The sequence below is a fragment of the Streptomyces sp. NBC_01257 genome, from assembly GCF_035917255.1.
In the GTDB taxonomy this organism is placed as follows: domain Bacteria; phylum Actinomycetota; class Actinomycetes; order Streptomycetales; family Streptomycetaceae; genus Streptomyces.
In genome coordinates, this window is sequence record NZ_CP108472.1 from 2888613 (window position 1) to 2913998 (window position 25386).

The 25386-nt window shown below is 72.1% G+C and carries 24 protein-coding genes; 13 read left to right on the forward strand and 11 right to left on the reverse strand.

The annotated features are described in order from the left end of the window. Positions 1 to 13 precede the first annotated feature (13 nt). Positions 14 to 2080 (reverse strand): MDR family MFS transporter, encoded by a 2067-nt coding sequence (locus OG408_RS12230; protein ID WP_266778269.1) that lies wholly within the window; start codon positions 2078 to 2080, stop codon positions 14 to 16. A gap of 135 nt (positions 2081 to 2215) precedes the next feature. Here OG408_RS12230 and OG408_RS12235 point away from each other — a divergent pair, with 135 nt between their 5' ends. Both OG408_RS12235 and OG408_RS12240 read left to right on the forward strand, forming a co-directional pair. After that, positions 2216 to 3316, forward strand: coding sequence for a peptidoglycan-binding domain-containing protein (locus OG408_RS12235; RefSeq protein ID WP_326669825.1), 1101 nt, complete (start codon positions 2216 to 2218; stop codon positions 3314 to 3316). Positions 3317 to 3525: 209 nt separating this feature from the next. Then, complete coding sequence (locus OG408_RS12240) at positions 3526 to 4191, forward strand: HAD-IA family hydrolase (protein WP_266778273.1); 666 nt, start codon at positions 3526 to 3528, stop codon at positions 4189 to 4191. Positions 4192 to 4305: 114 nt separating this feature from the next. Here the strand turns inward: OG408_RS12240 and OG408_RS12245 are convergent, their stop codons facing one another. Next, entirely contained in the window at positions 4306 to 5115 is an 810-nt protein-coding gene (locus OG408_RS12245) for an ABC transporter permease (protein ID WP_326669827.1), read from the reverse strand. 313 nt (positions 5116 to 5428) lie between these two features. Between OG408_RS12245 and OG408_RS12250 the strand changes: the two genes are divergently transcribed. The 7 genes from OG408_RS12250 to OG408_RS12280 all read left to right on the forward strand — a co-directional run bounded on the left by OG408_RS12250 (position 5429) and on the right by OG408_RS12280 (position 13183). Beyond that, positions 5429 to 6073, forward strand: a complete 645-nt coding sequence (locus tag OG408_RS12250) for an HNH endonuclease family protein (RefSeq protein ID WP_285565262.1) — start codon at positions 5429 to 5431, stop codon at positions 6071 to 6073. 429 nt (positions 6074 to 6502) lie between these two features. After that, a complete protein-coding gene (locus OG408_RS12255; protein WP_266778279.1) occupies positions 6503 to 6850 on the forward strand; it encodes a hypothetical protein in 348 nt (115 codons plus the stop codon). 87 nt (positions 6851 to 6937) lie between these two features. Then, positions 6938 to 7621 carry an ABC transporter ATP-binding protein gene (locus OG408_RS12260; RefSeq protein WP_266778281.1) on the forward strand — a complete coding sequence of 228 codons (684 nt, stop codon included), beginning with the start codon at positions 6938 to 6940 and terminating at the stop codon, positions 7619 to 7621. Beyond that, positions 7621 to 9783, forward strand: coding sequence for a permease (locus OG408_RS12265; protein ID WP_326669830.1), 2163 nt, complete (start codon positions 7621 to 7623; stop codon positions 9781 to 9783). The genes OG408_RS12260 and OG408_RS12265 overlap by 1 nt, the downstream gene beginning before the upstream one ends. 135 nt (positions 9784 to 9918) lie before the next feature. Further along, positions 9919 to 11679 carry an alkaline phosphatase D family protein gene (locus OG408_RS12270; protein WP_326669832.1) on the forward strand — a complete coding sequence of 587 codons (1761 nt, stop codon included), beginning with the start codon at positions 9919 to 9921 and terminating at the stop codon, positions 11677 to 11679. An 83-nt stretch (positions 11680 to 11762) separates the two neighbouring features. Then, entirely contained in the window at positions 11763 to 12224 is a 462-nt protein-coding gene (locus OG408_RS12275; RefSeq protein ID WP_326669834.1) for a DoxX family protein, read from the forward strand. A gap of 281 nt (positions 12225 to 12505) precedes the next feature. Further along, the gene (locus tag OG408_RS12280) at positions 12506 to 13183 is read left to right on the forward strand and encodes a DedA family protein (protein WP_326669835.1); all 678 of its coding nucleotides are present in this window, start codon (positions 12506 to 12508) and stop codon (positions 13181 to 13183) included. Here the strand turns inward: OG408_RS12280 and OG408_RS12285 are convergent. The 7 genes from OG408_RS12285 to OG408_RS12315 form a co-directional block, all read right to left on the reverse strand. Next, positions 13170 to 13394: a DUF2277 domain-containing protein gene (locus OG408_RS12285; protein ID WP_266778288.1), complete on the reverse strand. Its 225-nt coding sequence runs from the start codon at positions 13392 to 13394 to the stop codon at positions 13170 to 13172. The two genes, OG408_RS12280 and OG408_RS12285, sit on opposite strands and share 14 nt — an antisense overlap. A gap of 99 nt (positions 13395 to 13493) precedes the next feature. Next, positions 13494 to 14174, reverse strand: coding sequence for a GAP family protein (locus OG408_RS12290; protein ID WP_326669836.1), 681 nt, complete (start codon positions 14172 to 14174; stop codon positions 13494 to 13496). Next, positions 14167 to 15531 (reverse strand): DUF1254 domain-containing protein, encoded by a 1365-nt coding sequence (locus OG408_RS12295; RefSeq protein ID WP_266778292.1) that lies wholly within the window; start codon positions 15529 to 15531, stop codon positions 14167 to 14169. Before OG408_RS12295 ends, OG408_RS12290 begins: the two co-directional genes overlap by 8 nt. A 36-nt stretch (positions 15532 to 15567) precedes the next feature. Continuing rightward, positions 15568 to 16911, reverse strand: a complete 1344-nt coding sequence (locus OG408_RS12300) for a DUF1254 domain-containing protein (RefSeq protein WP_266778294.1) — start codon at positions 16909 to 16911, stop codon at positions 15568 to 15570. Next, the gene (locus tag OG408_RS12305; RefSeq protein WP_266778296.1) at positions 16908 to 17351 is read right to left on the reverse strand and encodes a DUF7144 family membrane protein; all 444 of its coding nucleotides are present in this window, start codon (positions 17349 to 17351) and stop codon (positions 16908 to 16910) included. Before OG408_RS12305 ends, OG408_RS12300 begins: the two co-directional genes overlap by 4 nt. Positions 17352 to 17515: 164 nt before the next feature. After that, complete coding sequence (locus OG408_RS12310) at positions 17516 to 18277, reverse strand: siderophore-interacting protein (protein WP_326669840.1); 762 nt, start codon at positions 18275 to 18277, stop codon at positions 17516 to 17518. Next, positions 18274 to 19746 (reverse strand): MFS transporter, encoded by a 1473-nt coding sequence (locus OG408_RS12315; RefSeq protein WP_326669842.1) that lies wholly within the window; start codon positions 19744 to 19746, stop codon positions 18274 to 18276. Before OG408_RS12315 ends, OG408_RS12310 begins: the two co-directional genes overlap by 4 nt. 89 nt (positions 19747 to 19835) lie before the next feature. Between OG408_RS12315 and OG408_RS12320 the strand changes: the two genes are divergently transcribed. Then, on the forward strand, positions 19836 to 20741 hold the full coding sequence (locus OG408_RS12320; protein ID WP_266778302.1) for a LysR family transcriptional regulator: 906 nt from the start codon (positions 19836 to 19838) through the stop codon (positions 20739 to 20741). A 53-nt stretch (positions 20742 to 20794) separates the two neighbouring features. Here the strand turns inward: OG408_RS12320 and OG408_RS12325 are convergent, their stop codons facing one another. Next, positions 20795 to 20983 (reverse strand): hypothetical protein, encoded by a 189-nt coding sequence (locus OG408_RS12325; RefSeq protein WP_266778304.1) that lies wholly within the window; start codon positions 20981 to 20983, stop codon positions 20795 to 20797. Positions 20984 to 21400: 417 nt separating this feature from the next. Here OG408_RS12325 and OG408_RS12330 point away from each other — a divergent pair, with 417 nt between their 5' ends. Further along, complete coding sequence (locus OG408_RS12330; protein ID WP_326669845.1) at positions 21401 to 22771, forward strand: MFS transporter; 1371 nt, start codon at positions 21401 to 21403, stop codon at positions 22769 to 22771. On the opposite strand, the gene OG408_RS12335 is transcribed toward OG408_RS12330, so the two are convergent. Beyond that, positions 22707 to 23888, reverse strand: coding sequence for an MFS transporter (locus OG408_RS12335; RefSeq protein WP_326674522.1), 1182 nt, complete (start codon positions 23886 to 23888; stop codon positions 22707 to 22709). The genes OG408_RS12330 and OG408_RS12335 overlap by 65 nt on opposite strands. 353 nt (positions 23889 to 24241) lie before the next feature. Here OG408_RS12335 and OG408_RS12340 point away from each other — a divergent pair, with 353 nt between their 5' ends. Further along, positions 24242 to 24841 carry a hypothetical protein gene (locus tag OG408_RS12340; protein ID WP_326669847.1) on the forward strand — a complete coding sequence of 200 codons (600 nt, stop codon included), beginning with the start codon at positions 24242 to 24244 and terminating at the stop codon, positions 24839 to 24841. Positions 24842 to 25039: 198 nt separating this feature from the next. Next, a complete protein-coding gene (locus tag OG408_RS12345; protein WP_266778310.1) occupies positions 25040 to 25348 on the forward strand; it encodes a DUF6234 family protein in 309 nt (102 codons plus the stop codon). Positions 25349 to 25386: the final 38 nt, after the last annotated feature.

Sequence of the window (25386 nt, forward strand, 5' to 3'; positions counted from 1 at the left end):
CCCGGCGGATCCGTCAGGCGGGCGGCTGGTGCGGGCGGCCCGCCGAGTGGTCCCGCTTCGGCTCGGGGCTGTGCGGGCGTTCCTTGCTGGACCCGCTCGTCTCCGCGGTCAGTTCCGACACCAGGGCGACCAGGTCGGTCGGCCGGTCCGGCCCCCACCAGTCGCCCAGCAGCTCGGCGAGCGAGTCCTCACGGGCCTGGGCGAGCTTCACGACGGCCTCGGCGCCGGGCTCGGTGAGCACCATCTGCACGCCCACCCGGCGGGCCAGACCACGCTCCTCCAGCTGCCTGGCCGCGTCGCTGATCACCCGCAGCGGCACGGGGGCGACGTCGGCGAGCCGGGCGGGTTCGACGGTGCCGTGCCGCTTGATGCGCAGCAGCATCCAGCTGGCGGCGGGCAGCAGGTCGAAGCCGGCCCGTTCGGTGATCTTCACGTAGACCTCGCGGCGGCCCTCCCGGGTGGCGAGGACCGAAAGGGCGCGTGCGCATTCGTCGTACGAGGAGCGCTCGACCGGGTTCGAGGCCAGCGTCTCGGTGACCTCGGGGGCGGTCACCGACCCGCGCAGCTTGTCCTCCTTGAGCAGCCAGGCGAAGACGAAGGCGATCAGGACGACGGGGGCCGCGTACAGGAACACGTCCGTGATCGACGTCGAGTACGCGTGGAGCACGGGTGTCCGCAGATCGGGCGGCAGCTGGCCGATGGCGCGCGGGTCGGCGGCCAGTCCGTCGGCGCTGACGCCGGGCGGCAGCGACTGGCCGGCGAGCGCCGAGCCGAGCTTGTCGGTGAGCCGGTTGGTGAAGACGGTGCCGAAGATCGCGACACCGAACGAGGCGCCGATGGACCGGAAGAAGGTCGCCCCCGACGTGGCGACGCCGAGGTCCTGGTACGTCACGGCGTTCTGCACCACCAGGACCAGGACCTGCATCACCAGGCCGAGTCCCGCGCCGAAGACGAAGAAGTAGATGCTCATCTCCCAGGTGGGGCTGGTCTCCGTCAGCCGGTGCAGGAGGAGCAGGCCGACCGCGGTGAGGCCGGTGCCGACGACCGGGAAGACCTTCCAGCGGCCCGTACGGCTGACGATCTGGCCCGACAGCGTCGAGGTGATGAGCAGGCCGAACACCATAGGGAGCATGTGCACGCCGGACATCGTCGGCGTGATGTCGTGCACCACCTGGAGGAACGTCGGCAGATAGGTCATCGCGCCGAACATCGCGAAACCGACCACGAAGCTGATCACCGCGACCAGGCTGAACGTCCTGATGCGGAACAGCTTCAGCGGGAGCACGGGCTCGGCCGCGCGCCGCTCCACGTACACGAAGGCGATCAGCAGCACCACGCTGAGCACGGCGAGACCGATGATCTGGGCCGATGCCCAGGGCCAGGTCGTGCCGCCGAGCGAGGCGACGAGGACCAGACAGGTGGCGACCGAGGCGATGAGGAAGGTGCCGAGGTAGTCGATGGTGTGCTTCGTGCGGCGGACCGGGATGTGCAGCACTGCGGCGATCACACCGAGGGCGACGACGCCGATGGGGAGGTTGATGTAGAAGACCCAGCGCCAGCTGAGGTGCTGGGTGAAGAAGCCGCCGAGGAGCGGTCCGAGGACGCTCGTCGCGCCGAACACCGCTCCGAACAGCCCCTGGTACTTGCCGCGTTCGCGCGGGGCGACGATGTCGCCCACGATCGCCATCGACAGCACCATCAGCCCGCCGCCGCCGAGCCCCTGAAGGGCGCGGAAGCCGATCAGCTGCGGCATGTTCTGGGCGATGCCGCAGAGGGCGGAGCCGATCAGGAAGATGACGATGGCGATCTGGAAGAGCCGCTTGCGCCCGTACTGGTCGCCGAGCTTGCCCCAGAGCGGGGTCGCCGCGGTCGATGCCAGCAGATAGGCCGTGACCACCCAGGACAGGTGCTCCAGACCGCCGAGGTCGCTGACGATGGTCGGCAGTGCGGTGGAGACGATGGTCTGGTCGAGTGCGGCGAGGAGCATGCCGAGAAGCAGTGCGCCGATCGCCACCAGGACCGACCGGGTGGAGCGTTCGCCGCCGGGGGCCGGGGCCGGAGGGCTCAACTGCTGGGCCATGAAACATCTCCTCGGATCCGATACACCCCCATCCTGTCCGTTCCGTCCCGTTATGGCCTGCGGAAGGGCTCCATGATTGGGCTTCCTGGCGGCGGGCTGCATAATCGCAGGCAGTTCAAGGGGAGGGGACCCACAATGACCGGACATATATGCCCGGAGTGCGGTACGGACAACAGACCGGGCACCGGCCAGGGCTGCGCCTGCGCGGGACGCGCGGAACGCGGCGGCGCCGGACCGCAGGACAGCGCCCCCGGGCAGCAGGGCGCAGGGGGGCAGCATCACCTCGGCGACCGGGAGCGGGCAGCCGAGCAGCAGCGCATCACCGAGCGGCACCACGCCGAGCGGTCGGCGGAGATGGCGGCGGCGGAGGACTTCGATCCGCTGCGCATCCGGCCGTACGTGACGCTGGGCGGCGAGGACGCGGGGGCGGCGGCCGCCGGTCCGCACCAGGAGCACGCGCCGGGGGACGCCGCCACGACGATGCCGCTGTTCCTGGATCCGGCGGGACCTGGCCCGGGCCCCGGCCCGCTGCCGGACGCACTGGCCCCGGAGGGCACGGCCGCCCTCCCGGCCGCCTCGCTCATCGCCTCGGGCCCGGACCCCGTGCAGCCGCGCCGCCGCAAGCCCTTCGCGGCCCTGATCGCGGGAGCGGCCGTCGTCGCGGTGGTCGGCACCGCGGCCTTCGTCGGCGGACTGTTCCACGGGGACGAGGGCAAGGAGGCCGACCTGGACCAGGCGCTGCCGTCCAGGGTGAACAGCCTTCCCGAGGAGAGCGCCGAACCGTCGGCCTCCGACACGGCGTCCGCCTCCGCGTCACCATCACGGTCTGCGGCCGGCCCGCCGTCCGCCTCCGCCTCCGCGTCACCCTCTCCGTCCGCGTCCGTGACGGCGTCCCGTTCCGCCCCACCGTCCCCGTCAGCGTCGGCGGTCACCTCGTCCCCGTCGGCCACGGCGGGGAGCAGCGCCCCGGCGGCGGTGGCGCCGTCCGCCCAGCCACCGGGCGGCCCGACGCTGCGGCGGGGTGATCGCGGCACGGAGGTGGCCGAACTGCAGATCCGGCTCCAGATGGTCGGGGCGTTCAACGACAGCATCGACGGCGACTACACGGACCGGGTCGAGAGGGCCGTGCACGACATCCAGACGTGGTGGGGCATCGACGGCGATCCGGACGGGGTCTACGGACCCCACACCCGGAGCACGCTGGAGCAGTACACACCCGGGGCGGGACGCCACTGACCCGCACCGGAGACCCGGCCCGGGCAGGGATTCGCTTTCCCGGGCCGGTTTTTGTATCGTGGAGGAACAAAGTGGCCTCCGCGCGCACACCCTGACCGGCGAGCGGGGGCCGCTTGTTCTCTTTCCCGCGTCTCTTCCCGCGCCTTGTTCGCCTTCCCGCGCCGCACATCTCCCCGCGGCGTTCGCTTCCCCCGTTCTGGAGCCCGCCCATGCCGGCCACCGCCCTCACCGCCCACGCACTCCTCCTCGACATGGACGGCACCCTGGTGAACTCCGACGCCGTCGTGGAGCGCTGCTGGCGGCGCTGGGCACTGCGCAACGGCCTGGACCCGGAGGCGGCGCTGAAGGTGGTCCACGGCCGCCAGGGGTACGCCACCATGGCGGTGCTCCTCCCGGACCGCCCGATGGAGCTGAACCACGCGGACAACCGGGTGATGCTCGCCGAGGAGACCGCCGACACCGACGGCGTCGTCCCGGTCGGCGGCGCCCCGGCCTTCATGGACGCGATCGCCTCCCTCCCGCACGCCCTGGTCACCTCGGCCGACCTGGCGCTGGCCCGGGCCCGGATGACCGCGGCCGGGCTGCGGATGCCGGAACTCCGCGTCACCGCCGAGAGCGTCGGCGCCAGCAAGCCGGACCCCGAGGGCTTCCTCAAGGGCGCGGCCGGACTGGGCTTCGAGCCGGCGGACTGCATCGTCTTCGAGGACTCCGAGGCGGGCATCGCGGCGGGCCGGGCGGCGGGCATGCGTGTCGTGGGCGTGGGCCCGCGCGCGGCGGCACTCTCCCCCGACGCACACGTCGACGACCTGTCGCAGATCCGGGTGGAAGCGGCGTCGGACGGCTCGATCGTGCTGCACTTCGACGCGCGGGCGTAACCGCGCAGGGCGGCGGGGCGGTCACCGCGGGGCGTCGTCTCCGAGGGTCGCCTCCGGGAGCCACACCCGTGGGCGTCACCTCCGGTCGTCACCCCCGGTCCTCACCTCCGGTCGTCAGCGCGCCGGGTCCGCCTCCCCCGTCGAGTCCCCCCTCGAATCCCCCGCCCGATCCCCCTCCGAGGGCTCCGCCGACTCGCGGTGCAGCCTCCCCCGCGCCACCAGTTCCAGTACGGTCGCGACGGCCGCCGCCTGCACGGCCATCAGGGCGACCAGCACGAACAGCTGTACGGCGCCCGCCTGTACCGGTGAGGCGCCGCCCAGCAGCATGCCCACGAAGGCCCCGGGCAGCGTGACGAGCCCCACCGTGCGCGTCTGATCGAGCCCCGGGAGCAGCGCGTCCGACGCCGCGGGCCTGGCGATCTCCAGCCGCGCGTCGCGGTCCAGGAAGCCGAGCGCCATCGCCGCCTCCACCTCGCCCCGCCGCGTCGACAGTTCGTCCAGCGCCCGCCGGCCGCCGAGCACCGTCGCGGTCAGCGCGCCCCCGATGAGGATGCCCGCGACCGGGATCAGCGCGATGCCCCGCACCGGCACCAGGCCGGTGAGCAGCAGCACGACGACGACCGGCGCGACGCCCGCCCCGATCGGCACGGCCGCCCACCACCAGGTGCGGTTTCCCGTGACCCGGCGGCCCGCCGTCCACACGGCCACGGCGTACATGAGCGCGATGAACGCGAACATCGGCGCGAGGGCGTGGACCACCCAGCCGATGAGCGAGGAGACCACGGCGAGCTGGACCGCGGCCCGCAGCCCGGCCACGACGATCTCGCGCGACCGGCCGAGCGAGGCGAACGAGGCGACGGCGGCGGCCGCCGCGAGCAGCAGCGCCAGGACGACGCCGAGCGTGATGTTGACCGGAAGCAGCACGCGGCCACCTTAAGACCGGCCGCACCCGCTCCCGCGTCGCGAACCGGAACCGCGGTGCCGGCCCGGGCCCGGCCGGCACCGGCCCCACCGCGCGCCCACCCCTCGTACCTGCCGCACCCTCAGTTCCGTACGCCCGCGCACTCAGTTGCGCACGCCCCCGCACTCCGAGCCTCTTTGTCAGACCCCTTGATGTGACGTGCCCATGTCGCCACCCTGTTACCTGGCGCCCACCCCACGGAAACCCGGCGCCGCCACGATGGCCGGGCCGTTCCGGACAGCCCGTCCGACATCCCCCCACATCAAGGGAGTTCGCATGTCAGGTGTCTACGCGCGTCGCATAGCCGTCCTCGCCGCATCCGCCGCCCTCGCCGCAACCACCGGCCTGCTCACCGCCCCCAGCGCGCAGGCGGCCATGCCCACCCCGGTCGCCGCGTCCACCGCCCGTACCTACCTCGGCGAGCTCACGGTGCAGGCCGAGGGCTCGTCCACCGGATACAGCCGGGACAAGTTCCCGCACTGGATCACTCAGTCGGGTGCCTGCAACACCCGCGAGGTGGTCCTGAAGCGCGACGGCACGAACGTCTCGCAGGACTCCAGCTGCGCCGCCGTCAGCGGCAGTTGGTACTCGGAGTACGACGGCGCCACCTGGACCGCCGCAGCCGATCTGGACATCGACCACATGGTCCCGCTCGCCGAGGCCTGGCGCTCGGGAGCGTCGAGCTGGACCACCGCCCAACGACAGGCGTACGCCAACGACCTGACGCGCCCCCAGCTCATCGCCGTCACCGACAACGTCAACCAGTCCAAGGGCGACAAGGACCCCGCCTCCTGGCTCCCCTCGCTCGCCGCCTACAAGTGCACGTACGCCCGCGCCTGGGTGCACGTGAAGCACTACTACGACCTGACCGTCGACTCGGCCGAGAAGAGCGCCCTGCAGTCCGTCCTCAACGGCTGCTGACCCCCGCGACCGCGGGTCGGCCGGCCAGCTGACCGGCACACGGCGGCCGGGACGTGCCTCCTACGGCCCGGCCGCCTCCCGTCCCACCCGCTGGTACGGAGTCCCGCGTTCCGAGGGCGCTTTCCGGTCGATCGCCTCACCACCGGAATCACCCGCGGGCGCCGGGTTCCGCCGCCCGGCCGGGGACAACCCATCCAGAAACAGGAGAATCACGCGTCACACAGCTCTCCGGCCACACCGATCGGCGTGGCCGGAGACCTCAGGTAGTCCTTGTTGAGCCCGACTCCCCGTGCGATAAATCAGCCGTCTCATTGGGGGGGCTCCGGCCCGGAGACATCAGGGGTGCACGACGTACCGGCCGCAGGCACACGCCCTGCGGCCGGTACGCCTTCGCGCCTTCGACATCAACGGCTGAAGGAGTACGAAGGAATGACGCGTACAACGATCGTCGCTGCCGCACTGCTCACCCTCGCCGTCGCCGTGCCCACCGCCTCCGCGGTGGCGGCGGTGGACGCCTACGGCGGCGGTGCGCACGGGTGGTCCCCGGCTCAGAACGACAGGGGACGGGTCGCCGTCAAGGACAACAGCAGCGACGGGGACCCGGTGAAGGCCGAGTACTACCGGATCAGCAACGTGGGGGCGAAGAAGACGCTGTGGAACCACAGCGGCCCGGGCACCACCTCGTACTCGGCCGACGGGGGAGAGATCACCCAGTTCAAGGTCTGTGACGAGAACTACGGCGCACCGGACGACTGCTCGGGCTGGAAGTTCCCGTAGTCGCCGCACCTCAAGGCACCACTGCCGCACCAGGCCCACCGGGGCTGGTGCGGCACCCTCGTTTCCCAAGACAAGAGGCAAGTTTCTGTGGACCGGAATGACCTGTCAGGGCTCCATGTCAGCGATCTGCGCTACCAGGTCGGCGGGCGGACCCTCCTCGACGGCGTGGAGCTGTCCGTGGCCCCGGGCGAGTCCGTCGCCGTGACCGGCCCCAGCGGGTCCGGCAAGTCGACCCTCCTGATGTGCATCCTCGGCCTGGTCAAACCGCAGGCGGGCACCGTCAACGCGGCAGGACAGGACATCACCGGGCTCGGCTCCGCACGCCTCGCCCGGGCCCGCCGGGAGACGCTGAGCATGGTGTTCCAGTTCGGCGAACTCCTTCCCGAGCTCAGCCCGGTGGAGAACGTCGCCCTGCCCGTCCTGCTCGACGGGGGACGTCACAAGGAGGCGTATCTGCGGGCGGAGGAACTCCTCGCCGAGCTCGGCGTCCCCACCGGCTCCACCCCTACCGGCGCACTCTCCGGCGGCGAGCGCCAGCGGACCGCTGTCGCCCGTGCACTGATCACCGAGCCCGCCGTCCTGCTCGCCGACGAGCCCACCGGCGCACTCGATCCGGAAGCCAGGGAGTCGGTCGCCGCGCATCTGTTCACGGCCGCCCGCGACCGGGGCTGCGCCCTGCTGGTGGTCACCCATGACCTCTCGGTGGCCGACCGCGCCGACCGGCGCCACGAACTGCGCGGCGGACTGCTGGCCGAAGCGCGGGCCTTCTGATGGCGAACCGCATACGCACCGCGTCCACGCTGTTCAGGATCGGCATAGCCGCGGGCCGGGCCACGCCGGGCGACCGACTGCGCTGGTGGGGGCTGTTCGGTGCCGCGGCCGCCGTCGCCTTCGTCGTCCTCGCGACCGTGGCCACGGTCGCGACCTTCGACGGCCGGGAAGCCCGGGCGGAGGCCCGGGGACCGGTGGTCGCCTTCGGTGAGAACGCCGAGCCCCGCCTGCTGTACCGGCAGGGGGGCGACTCCGTCGGCGGCAGGCCCGTCTCCCTCGTCTTCGTCCGGCCGCTCAGCGCCGATGCGCCGGTACCCGCCGGTGTGACCCGCTGGCCGGAGCCGGGCGAGGTGCTGCTCTCTCCCGAACTCCTCCGCACCGGGGCGGGGGAGGGAATTCTGACCCGCTACGGACGGTTCGCCGGCACCATCGGCGCGGACGGCCTGGTCACTCCGTCGGAGCGGATCGCCTATGTCCGGGTAGGGGACGAGGCACCCAAGAGCGACCGAAGGTGGCTTCCTCTGGCCGCCTTCGGCAGAAACGGCGGAGCGACGGGAGAGATGGTCGACCAGCCGGCCGTCACCTCTCCCCTCCTGGCGCTGTGGGCCCTGGCCGGACTGCCCGCCCTCGCCCTTGCCGTCGTCGCCGCACGGGTCGGCTCCCGCACCCGCGACCGGCGCAGCGGTCTGCTCCAGGCGCTGGGCGGCACAGGGCGGCACCGCATGATCGTCAACATCGGCGAGGCGGCTGTCCCGGCCGTGCTGGGCACGCTCGTCGCGCTCGCCCCGTACGCCGTCGCATCCGTGCACAGCACGCGCCTGGCGCCCACCGGATACATCCTCGACCACCGCGATGTACAGGGCGCCTGGCCCATGGCCGCCGCTTCGGCCGCGGTGTCCCTGCTGGTCGTGCTCACGCTCGTGGTGGGCACGCACCGGGTCCGCCGGGACGGCACGTCCACCCGTCCCGCCTCCTTCGGCGACCGGGTCCCCGCATGGCGTCCGGCGCTGTGCGGTGTGGGCGTCGCGCTGGTCCTGACGAGCCAGTATCTGCCCCGCAAGGCGCAGCTCCTCGTGTTCACCTCCGGAACCGTGGTGATGTGGGCCTTCCTGTCCTCCGTCGTGGCCCTGCTCACCCGTCGCCTGGGGTCCTGGGTCGCCGCGAGCGGGAGGCGGAAGGGCCACCCGGGCCGTCTGGTGGGCGGGCGCTGGACGCATGCGCACCCCGGCGTGATCGTCCGCCTCGCGCTGGCGATGGTGATCGGGATCGGCATCGTCGCCCAGATGCAGGTGTGGACCAGCAGGCTGGGAGTTCAGTCGCAGGCCGCCGTCGCGACGCATCAGCGGATCAAGGACACCGTGGTCGAGGTGACGCCGAGCAGGATGACCGCGGCTCAGACCGACCGCTTTCGTTCCTCCCTGCCGGCGGGCTCGGTGCTGCTGAGCCACGCCTTCCACGATCCCGGACCGCCGAAGGAACCGTGGATCACCGTCGGCGGAACCTGCCGCGACCTGCGCGCGTTGCGCGTGTCGTGTCACGGCGCCAAGGCGACGGCGGGTGGTAACGCCCAGGTGGCGGAGATGCGCCGCTGGTACGGCGATTTCGTCTTCGTACCGGCTTCCCGGATCGGCGTGAAGGCGGACGGCACCGAGTCCCTCATCGTCGTGACCCCCGTCGCCGGGCAGCTCGCCGCGGTGAAGCAGGCCGCCTTCACCCTCCCCAACCCCGCCGTCCAGGTGGAGGCGTTGGGGAGTGGCTGGCAGGGGTCCTCGCGGTCCCGGCTGCCGAACTGGATCCAGCTGTTCGGCATCACGGGCATCCTCTTCGTCCTCGTGGCCGGAGCGGTGAGCGCGGCCGCGGAGTTCGTCCGGATCCGCCACGCTCTCGCACCGCTGGCCGTCCTGACCGGCAGACGCGGCGTGTTCCGGTCCGTGGCCTCGTGGCACCTCACCGTGCCGCTGCTCGTCGCGACGGTGGTCACCGGGGTGGTGACCGCCTGGCACTCGGTGTTCTTCATCGCCCTGGTGAAGGAGGGCTCGGTGTCCTGGACCGTCCTGGCAGCCGGTGTCTCGGCGTGTGCCGCGGTCTCGTTGGCCGTCGGACTGCTCGGCGCACGGGCGTCCGCCCGCGAGGCGGAGCGGTGGAAGCCGGCCGCTGACTGACGAAACACCTGCCCGGAACCGCCCCGCACCTCCCCGTCGTTCCGTACGGTACGAACCCGCTGTCCGCATCCGCGGTCGGCGCCCCCCACGGAATCGTCCGGACCGTCCCGTACGGAACGACGCGAGGAGCTTCACATGGCCGGCCTGCGACTGGGACCACTGCTGCGGTACGTCGACTGGGAGACCGCCACCACCGCGACCGTCTGGGTCGAGGCGGACCGGCCGTGCACGGCCGAAGTCCGCTGCGCGGACGGGGCGTCGGGCTCGTCCCGCACCTTCGCGGTCTCCGGGCACCACTACGCCCTGGTCGTCGTGACCGGACTGACGCCCGGCTCCACCACGCCGTACGAGGTCCTGCTCGACGACCGCACGGTGTGGCCGCCGGAGGACTACCGGTTCCCCGCGAGCACGATCACCACCCCGCCCATAACCGGCGCCCCCGACGGGGGCGAGGAGGGCGACGGGGCGGCCGGGCCGGGGGCGGTCAGGGTCGCGTTCGGCTCCTGCCGCTGGGCCGCCCCGCCCGCCGACGGCCATCTGCCCGGCCGGGGCGATCCCGTCGGGCCGGACGCCCTGGACACCCTCGCCGCCCGGCTCGCCGCCGACCCCGATGCCGTACGCCCCGATGTCCTGCTGCTCCTGGGCGATCAGGTGTACGCGGACGAGACCTCGCAGGCGACCCGGCGCAGGCTGGCCGCCCGGCGCGACCTGGACGAGCCGCCCGGGGCCGAGGTGGCGGACTACGACGAATACACCTGTCTGTACGACGAGTCGTGGCGCGACCCCGAGGTGCGGTGGCTGCTCTCGACGGTCCCCAGCTGCATGATCTTCGACGACCACGATGTCATCGACGACTGGAACACCAGCGCCGCCTGGCTCGCCTCCATCCGCGCCACCGCCTGGTGGAACGAGCGCATCGTCAGCGGGCTGATGTCGTACTGGGTCTACCAGCACCTGGGCAACCTCTCCCCCGCCGAACTCGCCGCTGACCCGCTGTACGCGGAGGTGCACGCGACCCCGGACGCCACCGAAGCGGTCCGCGGCTTCGCCGCCGAGGCGGCCGCCGACGCCACGCGCACGAGCTGGAGCTACCGACGTGTTTTCGGCCGAGTACGGCTGCTCATGGTGGACAGCCGCGCCGCCCGGGTGCTCGGCGAGCAGGAGCGGGCGATGCTCCACCCGCGGGAGGCGGCCTGGCTGCGCGAGGAGGCGCTGGCAGCCCCCGGTTCCCGCGACCACCTCCTGATCGGCACCTCGCTGCCGTGGCTGCTGCCGCCCCTGGTCCATGACGCGGAGCAGTGGAGCGCCGCGCTGTGCCGGGGCGAGCGGGGCGGTCCCGACGGCCGCTGGGCGCGCGTCGGCGAGTACCTGCGGCAGCGCTCCGACCTGGAGCATTGGGCGGCCTTCCCGGACTCGTTCGGACAGCTGACGGAGCTGATCCGGGAGGTGGCCGACGGTCGGGACGCCCCGGCGACGGTATGCGTGCTGTCGGGCGATGTGCACCATGCGTACGTCGCGGAGCCCGACCGGCCCGCCCCGGCGCCCGGCACCGCACCGGCGACCCGCGTCCTGCAGCTGACCTGCTCTCCCGTGCACAACTCCATTCCCGCGCCCCTCAGGGCCGGGTTCCGGTTCGGCTGGAGCCGGGCCGGACGGCTGCTCGGCCGGCTGCTGGCGCGGCACGGGCGCACCGGTACGCCGTCGGTGCGATGGAGCAAGACGGACGGGCCGTGGTTCGGCAATCAGCTGATGACGCTCACCCTGAATGGCCGGAAAGCTGCGCTGTCATTGGTTCAGGCCAAGTCAAGCAGGACAGGGGCCCTGTTGGAGACGGTATTCGATCGCACACTGACCGACGAAGCCCCGTCGACTTTCAGCCAGTCGACAAAACGTTGAACTTGCAAGTATTGGTGAGGTCTACCTAATCTGTGGCGCTCAGTCGGTTCACGTCCCCACCAGACCGAAGGAGCTCTCCCCCCATGTACACACGCCTGAACCGGGCTCAGCCCTATGCCCTCGCGCTCTTCCGCATCGTCGTCGGCCTGCTCTTCGCCTGCCACGGTGCCGCCTCGCTCTTCGGCGTCCTCGGCGGCGCCATGGGCGGCGGATCGATACCCGCCGGCACCTGGCCCGGCTGGTACGCGGCGGTCATCCAGCTCGTCGGCGGCGGACTCGTGGTGCTGGGCCTCGGGACCCGTATCGCCGCGCTCGTCTCGTCCGGTTCCATGGCGTACGCGTACTTCAAGGTCCACCAGCCCGGGGCGCTCTTCCCGCTGGAGAACGGCGGCGAGCCCTCGGCCGTCTACTCCTGGGTCTTCCTGCTGCTCGTCTTCACGGGCCCCGGCGCCCTGGCCCTGGACCGGCTGTTCACGTCCCGCGCCGCCGCGACGCGGGACGACCAGGACCGGGCGTCCGAGGCGAAGTCCCCCGTCGCCGTCTGACACCCGCCGCGTTCACCGTCTCTCCCGTGCCCGTGTACACCGGGACACCGCTCCCCGGCGTACACGGGCACACGGGTACACGGGTACACGGGCACACGGGCACACGGGTACACAAGTGCAGCGAAAACGTGAGGGGCGGGTGTGGCTCACGTGAGATGCCCAACATCGCGCATATATAGGGATCTCCCGGTGAACGGCAGGCGTACGCTGTACAGCTGGCCCTGCCGCTCCTGCCGCTCCCCTGCGACGTCGCGGCGTTGTTACGGATCGGGGAGTAGAAGGTGCTCGAGAGTGTGGGTGCGCTGACCAGCAGCCCATGGATCTACGCCGTGGTCGCCCTCTCCGTGCTGCTGGACGTCTTCCTTCCCGTGCTGCCGAGCGGCGTCCTCGTGATCACGGCCGCCACGGCCGCCGCCGCGGGCACCACCACGGTGGCCACCGGCGCCGCGGGCGCGGCCCGCCAGGTGACCGAGGTGCCCTCGCTGCTGGCCCTGATCCTCTGCGCGGCCACCGCCTCGGTGCTCGGCGACCTCGTCGCGTACAAGCTGGCATGGCGCGGTGGCGAGCGGCTGGACCGGGCCATCGCCCGTTCGCGGCGTCTCACCTCGGCGCAGGAACGTCTCGGCGCCGCCCTGAGCCGCGGCGGCGGTGTCCTCGTCGTCATCGCACGCTTCGCCCCGGCCGGCCGGTCGGTCGTCTCGCTGGGCGCGGGCGCCTCGCACCGCGCCGTGAAGGAGTTCCTGCCGTGGTCCGCCGTGGCCGGCGTGGCATGGGCCGGCTACAGCGTGGGCCTCGGCTACTTCGGCGCCCAGTGGCTCGGCGCGAGCTGGCTGGGCACGGCCATCTCGGTGCTGGCCCTGTTCGTCGCGGGGGGGTTCGCGGCACTCCTGATGAAGCGTCCCGCCGCGGCGGCCGCAGCGGCCGCGGCCGCACCGGTCTCGGTGCCTACGGCGTCCTGACACCACCCCGCACTTCCAGACCGTCCAGCAGCGCGGCCGTCGCCGCTGCGATCTCGTCGACGGCCCGGTCGAAGACCTCCTTGTTGTGTGCGGCCGGGGCGCGGAAGCCGGACACCTTGCGGACGAACTGCAGGGCGGCGGCGCGGATGTCCTCCTCGGTGGCCTCTTCGGGGAGGACGGGCGGGCGAAGGGTCTTGATACTGCGGCACATGTCTCCAGTGTGGACCGCGCCACTGACAACGTCCCGGGCTGCGGGCGCGCCACGGCCGAGCGGCCACGGCGCACCCCGGTACCCGGCCGGCCCGGTCCGTCAGCCGGCCAGCCCGCTGATCGCGTCCCCGATGTACTTGGCTCCGAGGACGACCAGCACCGTCGTCATGATCGCGGCGTTGTGCCGCCCCATCCACGCCTTCCACTCCCCCAGCACCTTCGCGGACCGCTCCCCGCCGAAGAGGTAGACGGCCAGGGGCAGCGCGGTGCAGAGCGAGGCGACGACCACCATCAGGACCCCGGCGACGGCCTTCCCGCCCCCGCTCGCCGTGCTCGACGCGATGGAGACGGCGCCGCCGACCGCAAGAACCAGGTTCTTCGGGTTGGCGACGGCCAGCGCCGCGGCCAGCCCCGCCGACTTGCCGGGCGTGAAGCCGTCGATCGCCCGCATCCACGCGGGCTGCTCGGCGTCCTGCCCCTCCTTCGGCCGCCCCTTCCACTGCTTGGCCGCCATCAGTACGAACAGCGCGCCCAGCCCCAGCTTCAGCCACAGCGTCCAGGTCGCGGGCCCGTCGTCCCCTGCGGAGGCGTCGGCCCCCGAGCCGGCGAGTACGACGACCGTGACCAGGACGGCGAGCGAAACCGTCCAGCCGAGCGCGAAGGCGATGCCGTTGGACCGGCCGCTCGGGGTGGCGAGCATGAGAATGATCGCGATCAGTGGCAGCGGGCTGATCGCGATGCCGACGGCGGACGCCAGCATCTGCCCGATCGCGTCACCCATGGCCGCCGCCGTCGATCCGCCGGACGGCGGGGATCTCGTACCGCCCGTCGAGGACGGCCGACTGCGGCATGTACAGCCTGAGCATGGGCCGGAACCCGCCCTCGGGCGCCGGCAGCCAGTTCGCCGCGGCGGCCGGGTCGGCGGGCCGCTCCCGGCTGATGCGGAGGGTCAGCGACCCGTCGTCACCGCGCACGATCCCGGGCGTACGGTCCCCGATCGAGTACCGCCCCGCCGGGTTGGCGACCAGGAAGTAGTCCGGGGTGTCGTACATTGTCACGGACCAGAACGCGTCGACCGGCGGCGGTTCCTCGAAGCGGAGCTCGTAGCGGTGCGCACCGCTGAGCGGCTCGCCCTCGGCGTCGTGGAAGGTCTGCGCGTACACCGCCTCGTAGCCGTGGTTCCCCCACAGCCCGACCCGGGCGGCGACGGCCCTGGCCAGGTAGGAGGCCTCCCGGTCCGCGATGCGCCACTGCGGCGAGTCGATGGTCCCCACACCGAAGTGGTCGAGGTTGTAGTCGAAGAGATGCGGATCGACCGTCCACCCCCCGGCGGCACCGTCCCCGGCCCCGCTCGCCGCTTCCACCCGCTCCTTGCCGAGCGCCAGCCCCTCGGTCAGGGCGCGTACGAGAGCGGCACCGGCCGGGACGTAGGGCGAAGGGCCCTCCTCCAGGAGTCCCAGCGGCTGGAACCGGTCCTGGTACGCCCGGTCGGCGGCGGACGGCGGGAAGTCGGCCATCCACACCCTGAGCTGCTCGAAGAAGCGGAGCCCCGTGGGCACACCGGCGTCGGGGGCGGGCAGACCGGTGCGGTGCTCGCCCGGTTCGAGGTGGGTGACGGTGAGCTGCTCCTGAAGCGGACGGACCCGCCGCGCCAGGTCCTCCGGGCCGTCGCAGGCGTTGCGGCCGACGACGGTGACGACCGAGGTGGGGGCGTCGATCACCCCGCGCACGTCGTCGGGCGCGGTGCCGGCCCAGCCGGGCGGTACGACGAGCCAGTCGCCCGCCTCGGTGCCGGTGGCCCGGCGGCCGACGTAGGCGAAGTTGTTGGTCCAGGCGTCGACGAACTGGAGGACGTAGTAGGCCCCGTCGGTGTCCGGGACGTGCAGCCGGACCGGGCCGCCGGAGAGGTCGAGCTGCGCGATCGAGTACACGGTGTCGTTGTTGACGGACACGAAGTGCGTGTCGGCGTCGGCGAGCCGTTCGGAGTGGGCGAACTGGTTGAAGGGCGCGGCCGCCAGGCTGCCGAACCCCTTGTGCAGGGACGTCTGGACCATCGACAGGTCGAAGACGAGCGGATAGCCGTAGACGTAGGCCTCGGCGGCCAGCTCGACGAGCTCGTTCGTGCGCTCCTCAGGCATGGAGAACCTCCCCTTCGGTGGTCGTGCACGGTGCGTTCAGAGGTCGTGCACGGCGAGCGTCGGCATGGGCCAGCCGCCGTCGAGGACGGCCGGTCCGGGCCCGTAGACACGGATCATGACGGTGAAGGGCCCGTCGGGCGCGGGCAGCCAGTTGGCCGCCCGCTTCGGGTCCTCCGGCCGGTCCCTCTGCACGTACAGGGTCAGACCGCCGTCCTCGTCGTACAGCAGGCCCGGGGTGCGGTCGCCGATCGAGTAGCGGTCGGCCGGGTTGTCGACGAGGAGCCGCTCGGGCAGCCGGTACATGGTGGCGGACCAGAAGAAGCGGGCGGGCGGGAGCTGTCCGGCGGGGAAGTGCACGGTGTAGTCGTGGGCGGAGGCGTCGGGCGGCCGGTTGCCGCGGTCGTCCTCCAGCCACCCGGCGTACCAGGCCTCGGCCGACGGCAGACCGTAGAGACCCTTGTCGGCGCCGACCGCACGGGTGAGGTAGTCGTCGCCGTGCTCGGCGCGCGTACCGAACATGCCGACGGAGACGGCGGTCGTGCTCCTGGCCTCCTCCAGGCGCGCGCGTCCGTCGGCGATCCCGAGCCGGACCGCCTCCTGGACCTCCGGCGTCAGCGCGGCGGGTTCGAACTCGCCGCTGCCGTCGACACCGAGGGCCGCGAGCCGCTCGCGCAGGTCCCGTTCCCCGTCGAGCACGGGGAAGAACTGGAGCAGGAAGTCGAGCAGGGTGAAGAACTCGGCACTGTCCAGATCCTCCTCGCGCCACACCGGCCAGACGGGCTCGCCGACGGGGTGCGGGGCGGCCGTGTCGAGGAACTCCGACAGCGGCCGCAGCCGGTACCGCTCCTGGATGTCCCGCAGCGCCGGCACGTCCTCGGGTCCCGCCAGATACGTACGCCCGAGGATTCCGACGAGGAAGGTGTCCGCGCGCAGCACACCGCTGATCCCGTCGGGCACCTGTCCCCGCCACCCGGGCCCGGCGATCAGGTGGTCCCCGGCGTCCGTCCCGGTCGTGCGGGTGCCGACGTACCCCACGTACGAGGTGTCGAGGTCGTGGAACGGCAGGACGTAGTACCGGTCGACGGCCGGCACGGACACCACCCACGGCTCGTCCCGCAGATCGAGCCACGCCCAGGAGTAGGGCGTGTCGTTGTTGGGCGTCACCACATCGGTGTTGGCCGGGGTGAACGGCTGCGGGTAGTGCCGGAACCGTCCGAAGCCACCGGCCGAACGGGGGTCGTCCGGGTCGATGGCCTGCGGGTACATCGTGCGGTAGTTCTGCAGCAGCGGATACCCCCAGATCCAGGCCTCCGCCGCTGTGGAACGCGCCGGCCCGGCGGTGGGAGCCACCGCCGGGCCGGCGCCGTCGCCGCCGCTCATCCGATGACGGACTTCGAGCGGTCCGTGCACAGGGCCCAGATCACGAAGGTGTCGATCGCGAGGGAGACGACCGCCCAGACCGGCTGGTAGGGCAGCCACATGAAGTTGGCGATCATGTTGAGCGCCGCCAGTCCCACACCGGCGCCGCGCGCCCAGACGGAGCCCTTGAGGATGCCCCAGCCGACGACGGCGATGATGACGCCGAGGATGAGGTGGATCCATCCCCAGGTCGTCACGTTGAACTCGAAGACATAGTTGTTGATGCGTGCGTAGACGTCGTCGGACGCGATGCCGGCGATGCCCTTGATCGCCCCCAGCACCCCGTCGACCATCAGCAGCACACCGGCGAACATGACTCCGCCGGCCGCCCAGGGGTCGACGCCCCCGGGAGGGGAGGAAGGTGTGGAAGAGCTGCCCGGCGTGGGCGCGGTCTGTGCCATGAGTACTCCTTGGCCGGTGGGACTGCACGTCAGACCGACCCTCATCGGCACCTTCGGGCGCGGCTACTTGGACGCGGCCGTACGGGTGACGGCGGCGGGGCACGACGGCGCGCGTGCGACGCCTCGGGCGCCCGCACCGGCGGTCCCCCGCACGCCGGCCCCGGCTACTCCAGTCCGCGCCTGCCCGGAGTCCAGAAGGGCTTCGTCAGCACCGACCGACGGTCCCAGCCGCGCTCGCGCACCAGCACGCCGCGCACCATCTGCACCGTCCGTGCCTCGCCCGCCACATAGGCGACGGCGCCGGGGGTCCGGGCCGGGTCCGGGAGCTCAAGTCCGCGGACGGCGTCCGCCAGTTCCAGGGACCCGGCGGCCGATGCGTCACCGCGCACCTGCCAGTGCAGCCGCTCCGCGTGGGCGAGCGGCAGCCGGCCGGCCGCGGTGGCCGTCTGTACGACGCCGTGGACGCCGGAGGCGTCCGGAAGGGCGGCCAGAACGGCGCCGAGGGCGACCGACGCGGTCTCCTCACCGATGACGACGTGGTGCGGGGCGCCGGGGCGCAGGACGAAGCCGCCCTCCGGCTTCCCGAAGCGGACGTCGTCCCCCACCCGCACCGACCGGCCCCAGGCCGCCCCCGGGCCCGAGCCTCCGTGGTCGTACACGCACAGGTCCAGGCTGCCCTCGGGGTCGTGGCTCCAGACCGAGTACGTACGGCGGGTGGTGAGCCCGTCCACGTGGACCCTGATCTGCTGGCCGGGCAGCACGGTGAGGCCGGCGAGTTCCGGACCCGCGAGGCGGAGCCTGCGCATCCGGTCGGCGACGGGTTCGGCCTCGGTGACCGTGCCGCAGAGAGTGAACAGGCCGAGGATGCGCTCACGCACCCCGGGACTGCGGGTGGTTCCGGAACTGCCTGGGCCGGTGCTGTTCATACCGTCTCCCGTTCGCCCTCGCGCGGATCCGCGGCCGGGGCTCCGTCGGCCGACAGGGTAGGGGCACTGCGTGGACGTCCGGAAGTGCCGAGCACGACGAAGACGGTGACGACGAGGAGCACGGCCGCGACGACACGCAGTCCTTCGGCCATCGCCGGGACGAAATCAGCGGCGCGGGCGGCCGCCGGACGGTTCGGTCCCGCCCCGGAGGCCAGCACGGTTCCGACGACGGCGGCACCGAGCGCCGCCCCGATCTCGCGGGCCGCGGTGTTCAGCCCGGAGCCGAGTCCGCTCCGGTGGGCGGGCAGTTCGGAGACGACGGCGACGGTCAGGGCGGGCGCGCACAGACCCGCACCGGCGGAGATGACGAGCAGATGCACCGCGTACACGGCGTACGGCGTCCCCGCGTCCGCGGTGGAGACCAGCAGCAGCCCCACTCCGATGAGGGCGAGCCCGCCGCCCGCCACCGGCCGGATTCCGTACCGGTCCAGCCAGCGGGCCCCGAGCCTCGGCACGAGCGCCATGCCCACGGTGAGGGGGACGATCGCCACCCCGGCGAGGCCCACGGAGAAGCCCTTCACGTACTGCAGGTACTGGGAGTTGACGTAGAACAGGGCGAAGAGCCCGAAGAACCCGGCGGCGGTGCCCAGCACCCCGGCCCGCAGGCCCGGCGACGCGAAGACCCTCGGGTCGAGGAGCGGATGCGCCGCCCGCAGCCCGTGGACCACGAACACGGCCAGCAGTACGGCTCCGAGGCCGAAAGCGATCAGCACGTGCACCGAACCCCAGCCGCGCGACGGGCCCTCGATGATCCCGTACACCAGGGCGGTCAGGGACCCGGTCAGCAGCAGTGACCCGACCGGGTCCGGTGCGGCGCCGGTCTGCGCGGGGGTGCGGGGCGCGATACGGGCGACGGCCAGGGCGAGCAGCGCGGCGAGCGGCACCATCGCCCAGAACAGGGCGCGCCAGGACAGGAACTGTCCGACGAGTCCTCCGCCGACATTGCCGGCCAGACCGCCGAGCCCGACGGCGAGTGTCCAGGTGGCGAGCGCCTGCGCCCTGCGGCCGGGAGCGGCGAGGGTGACCAGGATGGACATGGTCGCGGGCATGATCAGCGCCGCCCCGGCGCCGCACACTCCGCGTCCCGCGATGAGCGCGGCGGGAGCGGTGGCGAGCGCGCTGGTGGCCGAGCCCGCGGCGAAGAGCCCGAGGCCGGCGAGGAGGACGCCCTTGCGGCCGAAGCGGTCGCCGAGGGCGCCGGCCGGGATCAGCAGTCCGGCGAAGACGATGACGTAGGCGTCGACCGCCCACAGCAGCTCGCTGGAGCTGGGACGCAGGGCGGAGGAGGCGAGTTGGGGGATGAGCAGGTTGATGGCGGCGACCATGCTCTGCGCGACGAGCACACAGGCGCAGAGCACGTACAGCGCGGAACGGGAGAGGCCCGGGGCCTTCGGGGCATACGGAGACAACGCTCCTCCTGGAGCCGTGGATGCGGGGTGTGCTCTCCACCGTAGAGTTGGCCCGACTTGCTTTCCAATGCATCTTTGGCAAGGGAACTATGCGCGTGACGCAATCCAGCCTTGACCTCAACCTTCTGGTCGCCCTGGACGTGCTGCTGGAGGAATCCAGCGTCTCGGGGGCCGCCGCCCGGCTGCATCTGTCCGAGCCGGCCATGAGCCGCACCCTGGGCCGCATCCGCAAGGCGCTGGGCGATCCGGTGCTCGTGCGGGCGGGCCGCACCATGGTCCCCACCGCGCACGCCCGGGCCATCCACGGCGAGGTGCGTGCCGTCGTGGAGCGGGCGCGCGGCGTCTTCCTCTCGGGCGGCAAGGTGGATCTGCGCGCCCTCTCGCGGACCTTCACCGTGGTGGGCCAGGACACCCTGGCCGCGACAGCCGGTGCGGCACTGTTCGCCAGGATCGCCGAGGAGGCGCCGGGCGTACGGCTGCGCTTCCTGATGGAGAGCCACGTGGACGCCCCGTTCCTGCGCGAGGGCGCGGCGGACCTGGAGGTCGGGGTCATCGACACCCGCTCCCCTGAAGTCCACCGCGAGCACCTCTTCGAGGACCACATGGTGGGCGTGGTGCGCCCGGGTCACCCGCTCCTGAGCGGGGAGCTCACGCCCGCCCGCTTCGCGGCCGCGGAACACCTGACCGTCTCGCGCCGCGGCCGCACGGAGGGCCCCGTCGACACCGCCCTCGCCGAACTCGGCCTGCGCAGAAAGGTGGTGGGGAGCGTCGGCACCTTCCCGTCCTCGCTGTTCATCCTGCTGGGGAGCGATCTGGTCGGACTGGCCAACACGCGCACCCGCACCCTGACGGACACCTTCGGCCTGCGGACGTTCGAGATCCCGCTCCCGCTCCCGCCCCTCCCCTTCGGCCTGGCCTGGCACCCGCGCGACGACGCGGACCCGGCGCACGTCTGGCTGCGGGGATGCTTCCGGGAAGTGATGACAAGGGCTTAGGCGACCTTGACCGGGGGCTCCGGGGACAGGGGGCGGAGTGCCGGGGAGGGGTCCTACCGCTTGAGCGCCCGGTACCGCTTCGTCAGGGCGACGATGGCGTCGCGGTTCGCGTCGCCGTTCAGCTCGCGCAGGAGATCATCGGGGCAGAGCTCGTAGTGGTCCCCCCACCATCGACGCCCACGGTTGTCCCAGATCCGGTAGCCGCCCGGGACGCCCCTGGCGACGTAACGCCTCTTGCTCACGCTGCACCTCTGCTCTCACGGCCCGGCGCACCAGCGCCCCGGGAATCGAGGGTACGGAGGGGCGACGAGGACAGGGATAACCGCTACCTTCCCACGCGATCAAGGACTACCGTCCAGCACGCACAACCACAACCGCAACCACTTCCAGCCTCCCTCACCGTCGCATGATCCTCAAGGAGTTGGGATGCCCGGTCGCCAGAGCACGCGCTGACGTCGCAGGTCGTGATCGACCCGTCATCGCGTGCTGCCTCCACGTCGCGGCACAGCGAGCCTTTCTCGCCCGATCCGGCGCACTTCCTCGTGCACCGGCCGGTGAGCGTTGTCCGCCACAGCTCAAGAGGCCTCCATGCACCCGGTATGCCACACCCGAACATCGACCGCCTTCAAGCCGGAAGTCCCCCTCCGACGGGCCCACCGATGAAGGCGGCCGGGAGCAACGGCCGTCGGGCGGCCGGGACGCCGCCGCCCCTGTGGCGGGACGCCGACTTCCGCAGGCTGTGGGTGGGCCAGGCCGCCTCCCAGTTCGGGGCGCAGGCCACGCAGGTGATCCTGCCGCTCGTCGCCGTGGTGTCCCTCGACGCGGGTGCGGGGCAGCTCGGCTTCCTGCGCGCGGTGGAGCAGGCGCCGATCCTGCTGCTCTCGCTGTTCGCGGGCGCGTGGGTGGACAGGCGCCGCACCCGTACGGTGATGGTGGCGGCGGACCTCGGCCGCGCACTGGCACTGGCGGCGATCCCCGCCACGTACGTACTGGGCCTCCTCGGCATGCCCGCGCTGCTGGTGGCCGCCCTGCTCGTCGGCGTCCTGAGCGTGTACTTCGACGTGGCGTACCAGGCGTCGCTCGTACGGCTGGTGGACCGTGACCGGCTGATGCAGGGCAACAGCGCGCTGGAGGGCAGCAGATCAGCGGCCCAGATCGGCGGCCCTGCGCTCGGCGGCATGCTGATGTCGCTGTTCTCCGGCCCGGTCGCGGTCGTCACCGGCGCGTTCTTCTTCGCGCTGTCGTCGGCTTCGGTCCACCGCATCCGCGGCCACGAACGGGTACCCGAACCTGCTGCGGGTCCGGCGCGCACGGGACCACAGATCCTCGAAGGCCTCCGCTTCGTGGCCGGCAATCCCGCGCTGAGGGCGGTGGGGGTGGCGTCGGCGCTCTTCCAGTTCTGGTTCGCCGCACTGATGACCGTGTATCTGCTCTACCTCCCGCGCGGGCTGCACCTGTCGCCCACGGCCATCGGCCTGGCGCTCGCGGCGATGGGTCCGGGCGCGGTCGCGGGATCGCTGCTGGCGGCGAGGCTGCCGGGGAGGTTCGGATACGGCAAGGTGCTGGTGTCATCGGCGGTCGTCGCGGACGGCGTGATGCTCGGCGTACCGGCCCTGCACAGCTCCTCCTTCATCACGCTCCCCGCGCTTCTCGTCATCAACTTCCTCTTCGGGACCTTCGGCCAGCTGGTCAACGTCACGGTGATGGCGGTACGGCAGGGGCTCACACCCGTACGAATACAGGGCCGGGTCGTGGCGACGATCAACTTCGCGGGCATGGGCCTGACGCCGATCGGCTCTGTGCTGGGCGGCTACCTGGCGGGCAGTTGGGGCCTGCGCACGAGCCTGCTGGCGACCGCGGTGGCACTCTCCCTCTCTCCCCTCTTCATGGCCTTCTCCCCCTTGGCAAGACTGGGGAGGCGCCTCCCGCTCCCGTACGGAACACCCCTCCAGGCCCCGCGCCGGTTCACACCCGCTGGATCCGGTACACATCGCGCACGCACAGGTTGGCCACCGTGGCGGCGAGGATGATCGCGGCGCACACCAGCAGAATGTGCCGGCTGGTCCAGTACGCGGAGGCCCCGGCCACCAGCAGGTAAGCGAAGGGGATGGCGACACGCTCCCCCACCGCGTTGAAGGCACCGAGCCGCCCCAACTCCGCGTCCGGCACCTGCTGTTGCATGACGGTGGACCAGGCCACGATGGCCACGTCCAGCCCGATCCCGGCAACGACGGCGGCCCCCAGCACCCAGGACAGCGAGAGTCCCGCCCCGAGAGCGGCCAGCGGCAGCATGATCGCCGAACTGGCCACCACGCAGACCAGCATCAGCCGCCGCGGCTTCCAGAGGAGACAGACGAAGGTACCGGCCAGGAGCCCGGCGGCGAAGGCCCCCTGCACAAGCCCCCAGGAGCGGGCACCGGAGTAGCCGCGGTCGGCGACGAGCGGCCCGAGCAGTTGATATCCGGCCAGCCAGGCCGCCACGACCGCGGTCCCGGCGGCGGTGTAGCTCCAGAGCCAGTTCCGCGAACGGAATCCGGCCCATCCGGTACGGAGGTCGTCCAGGGCGCCACCACCGGAGGGCACGGGGCCGGCGAGCCGGAGCCCGAGCAGCAGCAGTGCCGCGACGACGAAGGTCGCCGCGTCCCACCCGAGCGCCCAGGCGGGCCCGGTGAACGAGACGACGAACCCGCCGACGACCGGCCCGACGACCTTGACCGCGTTCCCGGGCACCCGCACCAGGGCGTTGGCCTGCTGGAGCTGCTCCCGCGACACGAGCCGGGTCGCGATGCCCTGGGCCGCCGGCGCGATGAAGGCGGCCGCCACCCCGGATACGCAGGCACAGACGCTGATGGCGAAGGTGGACGCGGCCCCGGTGGCAACGAGGAGGGCGAGGGTCGCTTGAGCGGTCCCGGCGCCGAGGTTGCCCATGAACAGAAGGCGACTGCGGGACATCCGGTCGGCCAGCACACCGCCCATGAGGAGAAAGACCAGGGCCGGCACGGTGTTGGCGGTGAGCACGATCCCGAGCGACCAGGCTCCTCCCCCCTGCCCGATGACGGCGAACGCGAGCGCGACGGGCGCCATGGCCGACCCGGTCGCGGAAACCAGGTGAGCCAGCAGGAACCGCCGGAAGGCCGGAACACGCAACGGGGAGCCGGTCACGGAAGCGGGGACGGGCCGCGTGCGCTCGCTCTGGCCTGCGCTCACCGGCTGCCCTCACGGCTCGGAGCCGGACAGCAAGGAGCCGTCGTCCAGGTGCGGCGCTGCCGCTGGTCACGCCTTCGCCTCTGATCCATGCCGGAGAGGCTAGGGGCCCTGCCGGTACCGGGGGACGAGATTTCGCCTCGCGGGGAGACCGGGCGCGAGCGGCCACAGACCGCCGTCTCGCGCCGAGCGTGGTCGTGCCGCGACCGCCCCGGACGACTGCTCCGGTCGACTGCTCCGGAGTCGCCAGGGAAAACTCGGGCGCGGACGAATTCCTGCGGAGCTAGGGTGCGGCAATGATGAACGAGGGACAGCGCTTGGGCGCGGAGGCCGCGCGTCGCCTGGCGGATACGGGCCTCTACGCATTCGAGCCGGGACTCAGCGATGCGGAGTTCGCACGGATCGAGCGAGAGCACGGCTTCGAGTTCGCGGACGACCACCGTGCGTTCCTGGCAGCGGGCCTTCCCGTAAACGTGCCACCGGAAGAGGGCCAGACCTGGTCCAAGCCCTGGCCCGAGTGGCGCGACGCAGAACCGGACGAACTGCGCAGTCAGCTGGACTGGCCGGTCGAGGGCGTCCTCCTCAGCATCGAGCACAGCGCCTTCTGGTACGAGCCGTGGGGTGAGCGCCCGACGGATGACGCGGCCGCCCTCGCCACAGCACGGTGCCGGCTGGAGAACGTACCGATTCTGGTGCCGGTGTACGCCCACCGCTACCTACCCGCGGGACGGGGAAGCTTCGGGCACCCCGTGCTCTCGATGTGGCAGACCGACATCATTTACTACGGGCAGGACCTGGTCGACTACATGCACCAGGAGTTCGACGACGCACGGGGCGACGTCGACGCAAGTGGGGACCCGCAGGCGAGCGTCGGATTCTGGCAGGACTTGATCTGAACCCCGAAGGGCCTTGCGATGCCGCGGAATCGGGGCGGCGGGCACATTACTTGCCGCAGCGGCTGCCATGCCCATCGACCCCTGACCGTCACGTCAAGGACCGGAGCTGAGTAGCCGTACTCAGGCGCGACGCCTGCCGCGCAAGGAGGCTGGACCACATGCGACCGACCGGATCCGGCAGACCGGAGTGTGGTGGACATGTGGCGTGCCAAGCCGTCGACCGGCCAGCAGGTCGGCCTCAGCGTGGCACTACTGTTGATCGACCTGGTAGTGGTCGCCTATCTGGTGTTCCGATATGGGATGACGGGATGGGCCGACGCCTATGACAGCAACAATCCGCCCGGCGCCCCAAGCGAAGCGATACGAGGGGCGTGGCTGTTGCTCGGCGGCGCGGCCGTCACAGGGGGCGGGCTGATTCTCCTGCGATGGCAGATCTCCGGCATCGTGCAACTGCTCGTACTGGGGACCGGAGCGGGGCTGCTGGCGGCCTTGGCAACCGTCAAATAGCCCACGCCCGCAGGCGGAACGACGGGGCACAGCGCCCG

Bases quoted from the DNA above. Each gene is read 5' to 3' on its own strand.
- OG408_RS12305 (WP_266778296.1), bottom strand. From the start codon at position 17,351: ATGGCACAGACCGCGCCCACGCCGGGCAGCTCTTCCACACCTTCCTCC.
- OG408_RS12330 (WP_326669845.1), top strand. From the start codon at position 21,401: ATGAAGGCGGCCGGGAGCAACGGCCGTCGGGCGGCCGGGACGCCGCCG.
- OG408_RS12275 (WP_326669834.1), top strand. From the start codon at position 11,763: ATGTACACACGCCTGAACCGGGCTCAGCCCTATGCCCTCGCGCTCTTC.
- OG408_RS12310 (WP_326669840.1), bottom strand. From the start codon at position 18,277: ATGAACAGCACCGGCCCAGGCAGTTCCGGAACCACCCGCAGTCCCGGG.
- OG408_RS12255 (WP_266778279.1), top strand. From the start codon at position 6,503: ATGACGCGTACAACGATCGTCGCTGCCGCACTGCTCACCCTCGCCGTC.
- OG408_RS12265 (WP_326669830.1), top strand. From the start codon at position 7,621: ATGGCGAACCGCATACGCACCGCGTCCACGCTGTTCAGGATCGGCATA.
- OG408_RS12340 (WP_326669847.1), top strand. From the start codon at position 24,242: ATGATGAACGAGGGACAGCGCTTGGGCGCGGAGGCCGCGCGTCGCCTG.
- OG408_RS12230 (WP_266778269.1), bottom strand. From the start codon at position 2,080: ATGGCCCAGCAGTTGAGCCCTCCGGCCCCGGCCCCCGGCGGCGAACGC.
- OG408_RS12300 (WP_266778294.1), bottom strand. From the start codon at position 16,911: ATGAGCGGCGGCGACGGCGCCGGCCCGGCGGTGGCTCCCACCGCCGGG.
- OG408_RS12250 (WP_285565262.1), top strand. From the start codon at position 5,429: ATGTCAGGTGTCTACGCGCGTCGCATAGCCGTCCTCGCCGCATCCGCC.
- OG408_RS12295 (WP_266778292.1), bottom strand. From the start codon at position 15,531: ATGCCTGAGGAGCGCACGAACGAGCTCGTCGAGCTGGCCGCCGAGGCC.
- OG408_RS12270 (WP_326669832.1), top strand. From the start codon at position 9,919: ATGGCCGGCCTGCGACTGGGACCACTGCTGCGGTACGTCGACTGGGAG.
- OG408_RS12240 (WP_266778273.1), top strand. From the start codon at position 3,526: ATGCCGGCCACCGCCCTCACCGCCCACGCACTCCTCCTCGACATGGAC.
- OG408_RS12345 (WP_266778310.1), top strand. From the start codon at position 25,040: ATGTGGCGTGCCAAGCCGTCGACCGGCCAGCAGGTCGGCCTCAGCGTG.
- OG408_RS12235 (WP_326669825.1), top strand. From the start codon at position 2,216: ATGACCGGACATATATGCCCGGAGTGCGGTACGGACAACAGACCGGGC.
- OG408_RS12285 (WP_266778288.1), bottom strand. From the start codon at position 13,394: ATGTGCCGCAGTATCAAGACCCTTCGCCCGCCCGTCCTCCCCGAAGAG.
- OG408_RS12290 (WP_326669836.1), bottom strand. From the start codon at position 14,174: ATGGGTGACGCGATCGGGCAGATGCTGGCGTCCGCCGTCGGCATCGCG.
- OG408_RS12320 (WP_266778302.1), top strand. From the start codon at position 19,836: ATGCGCGTGACGCAATCCAGCCTTGACCTCAACCTTCTGGTCGCCCTG.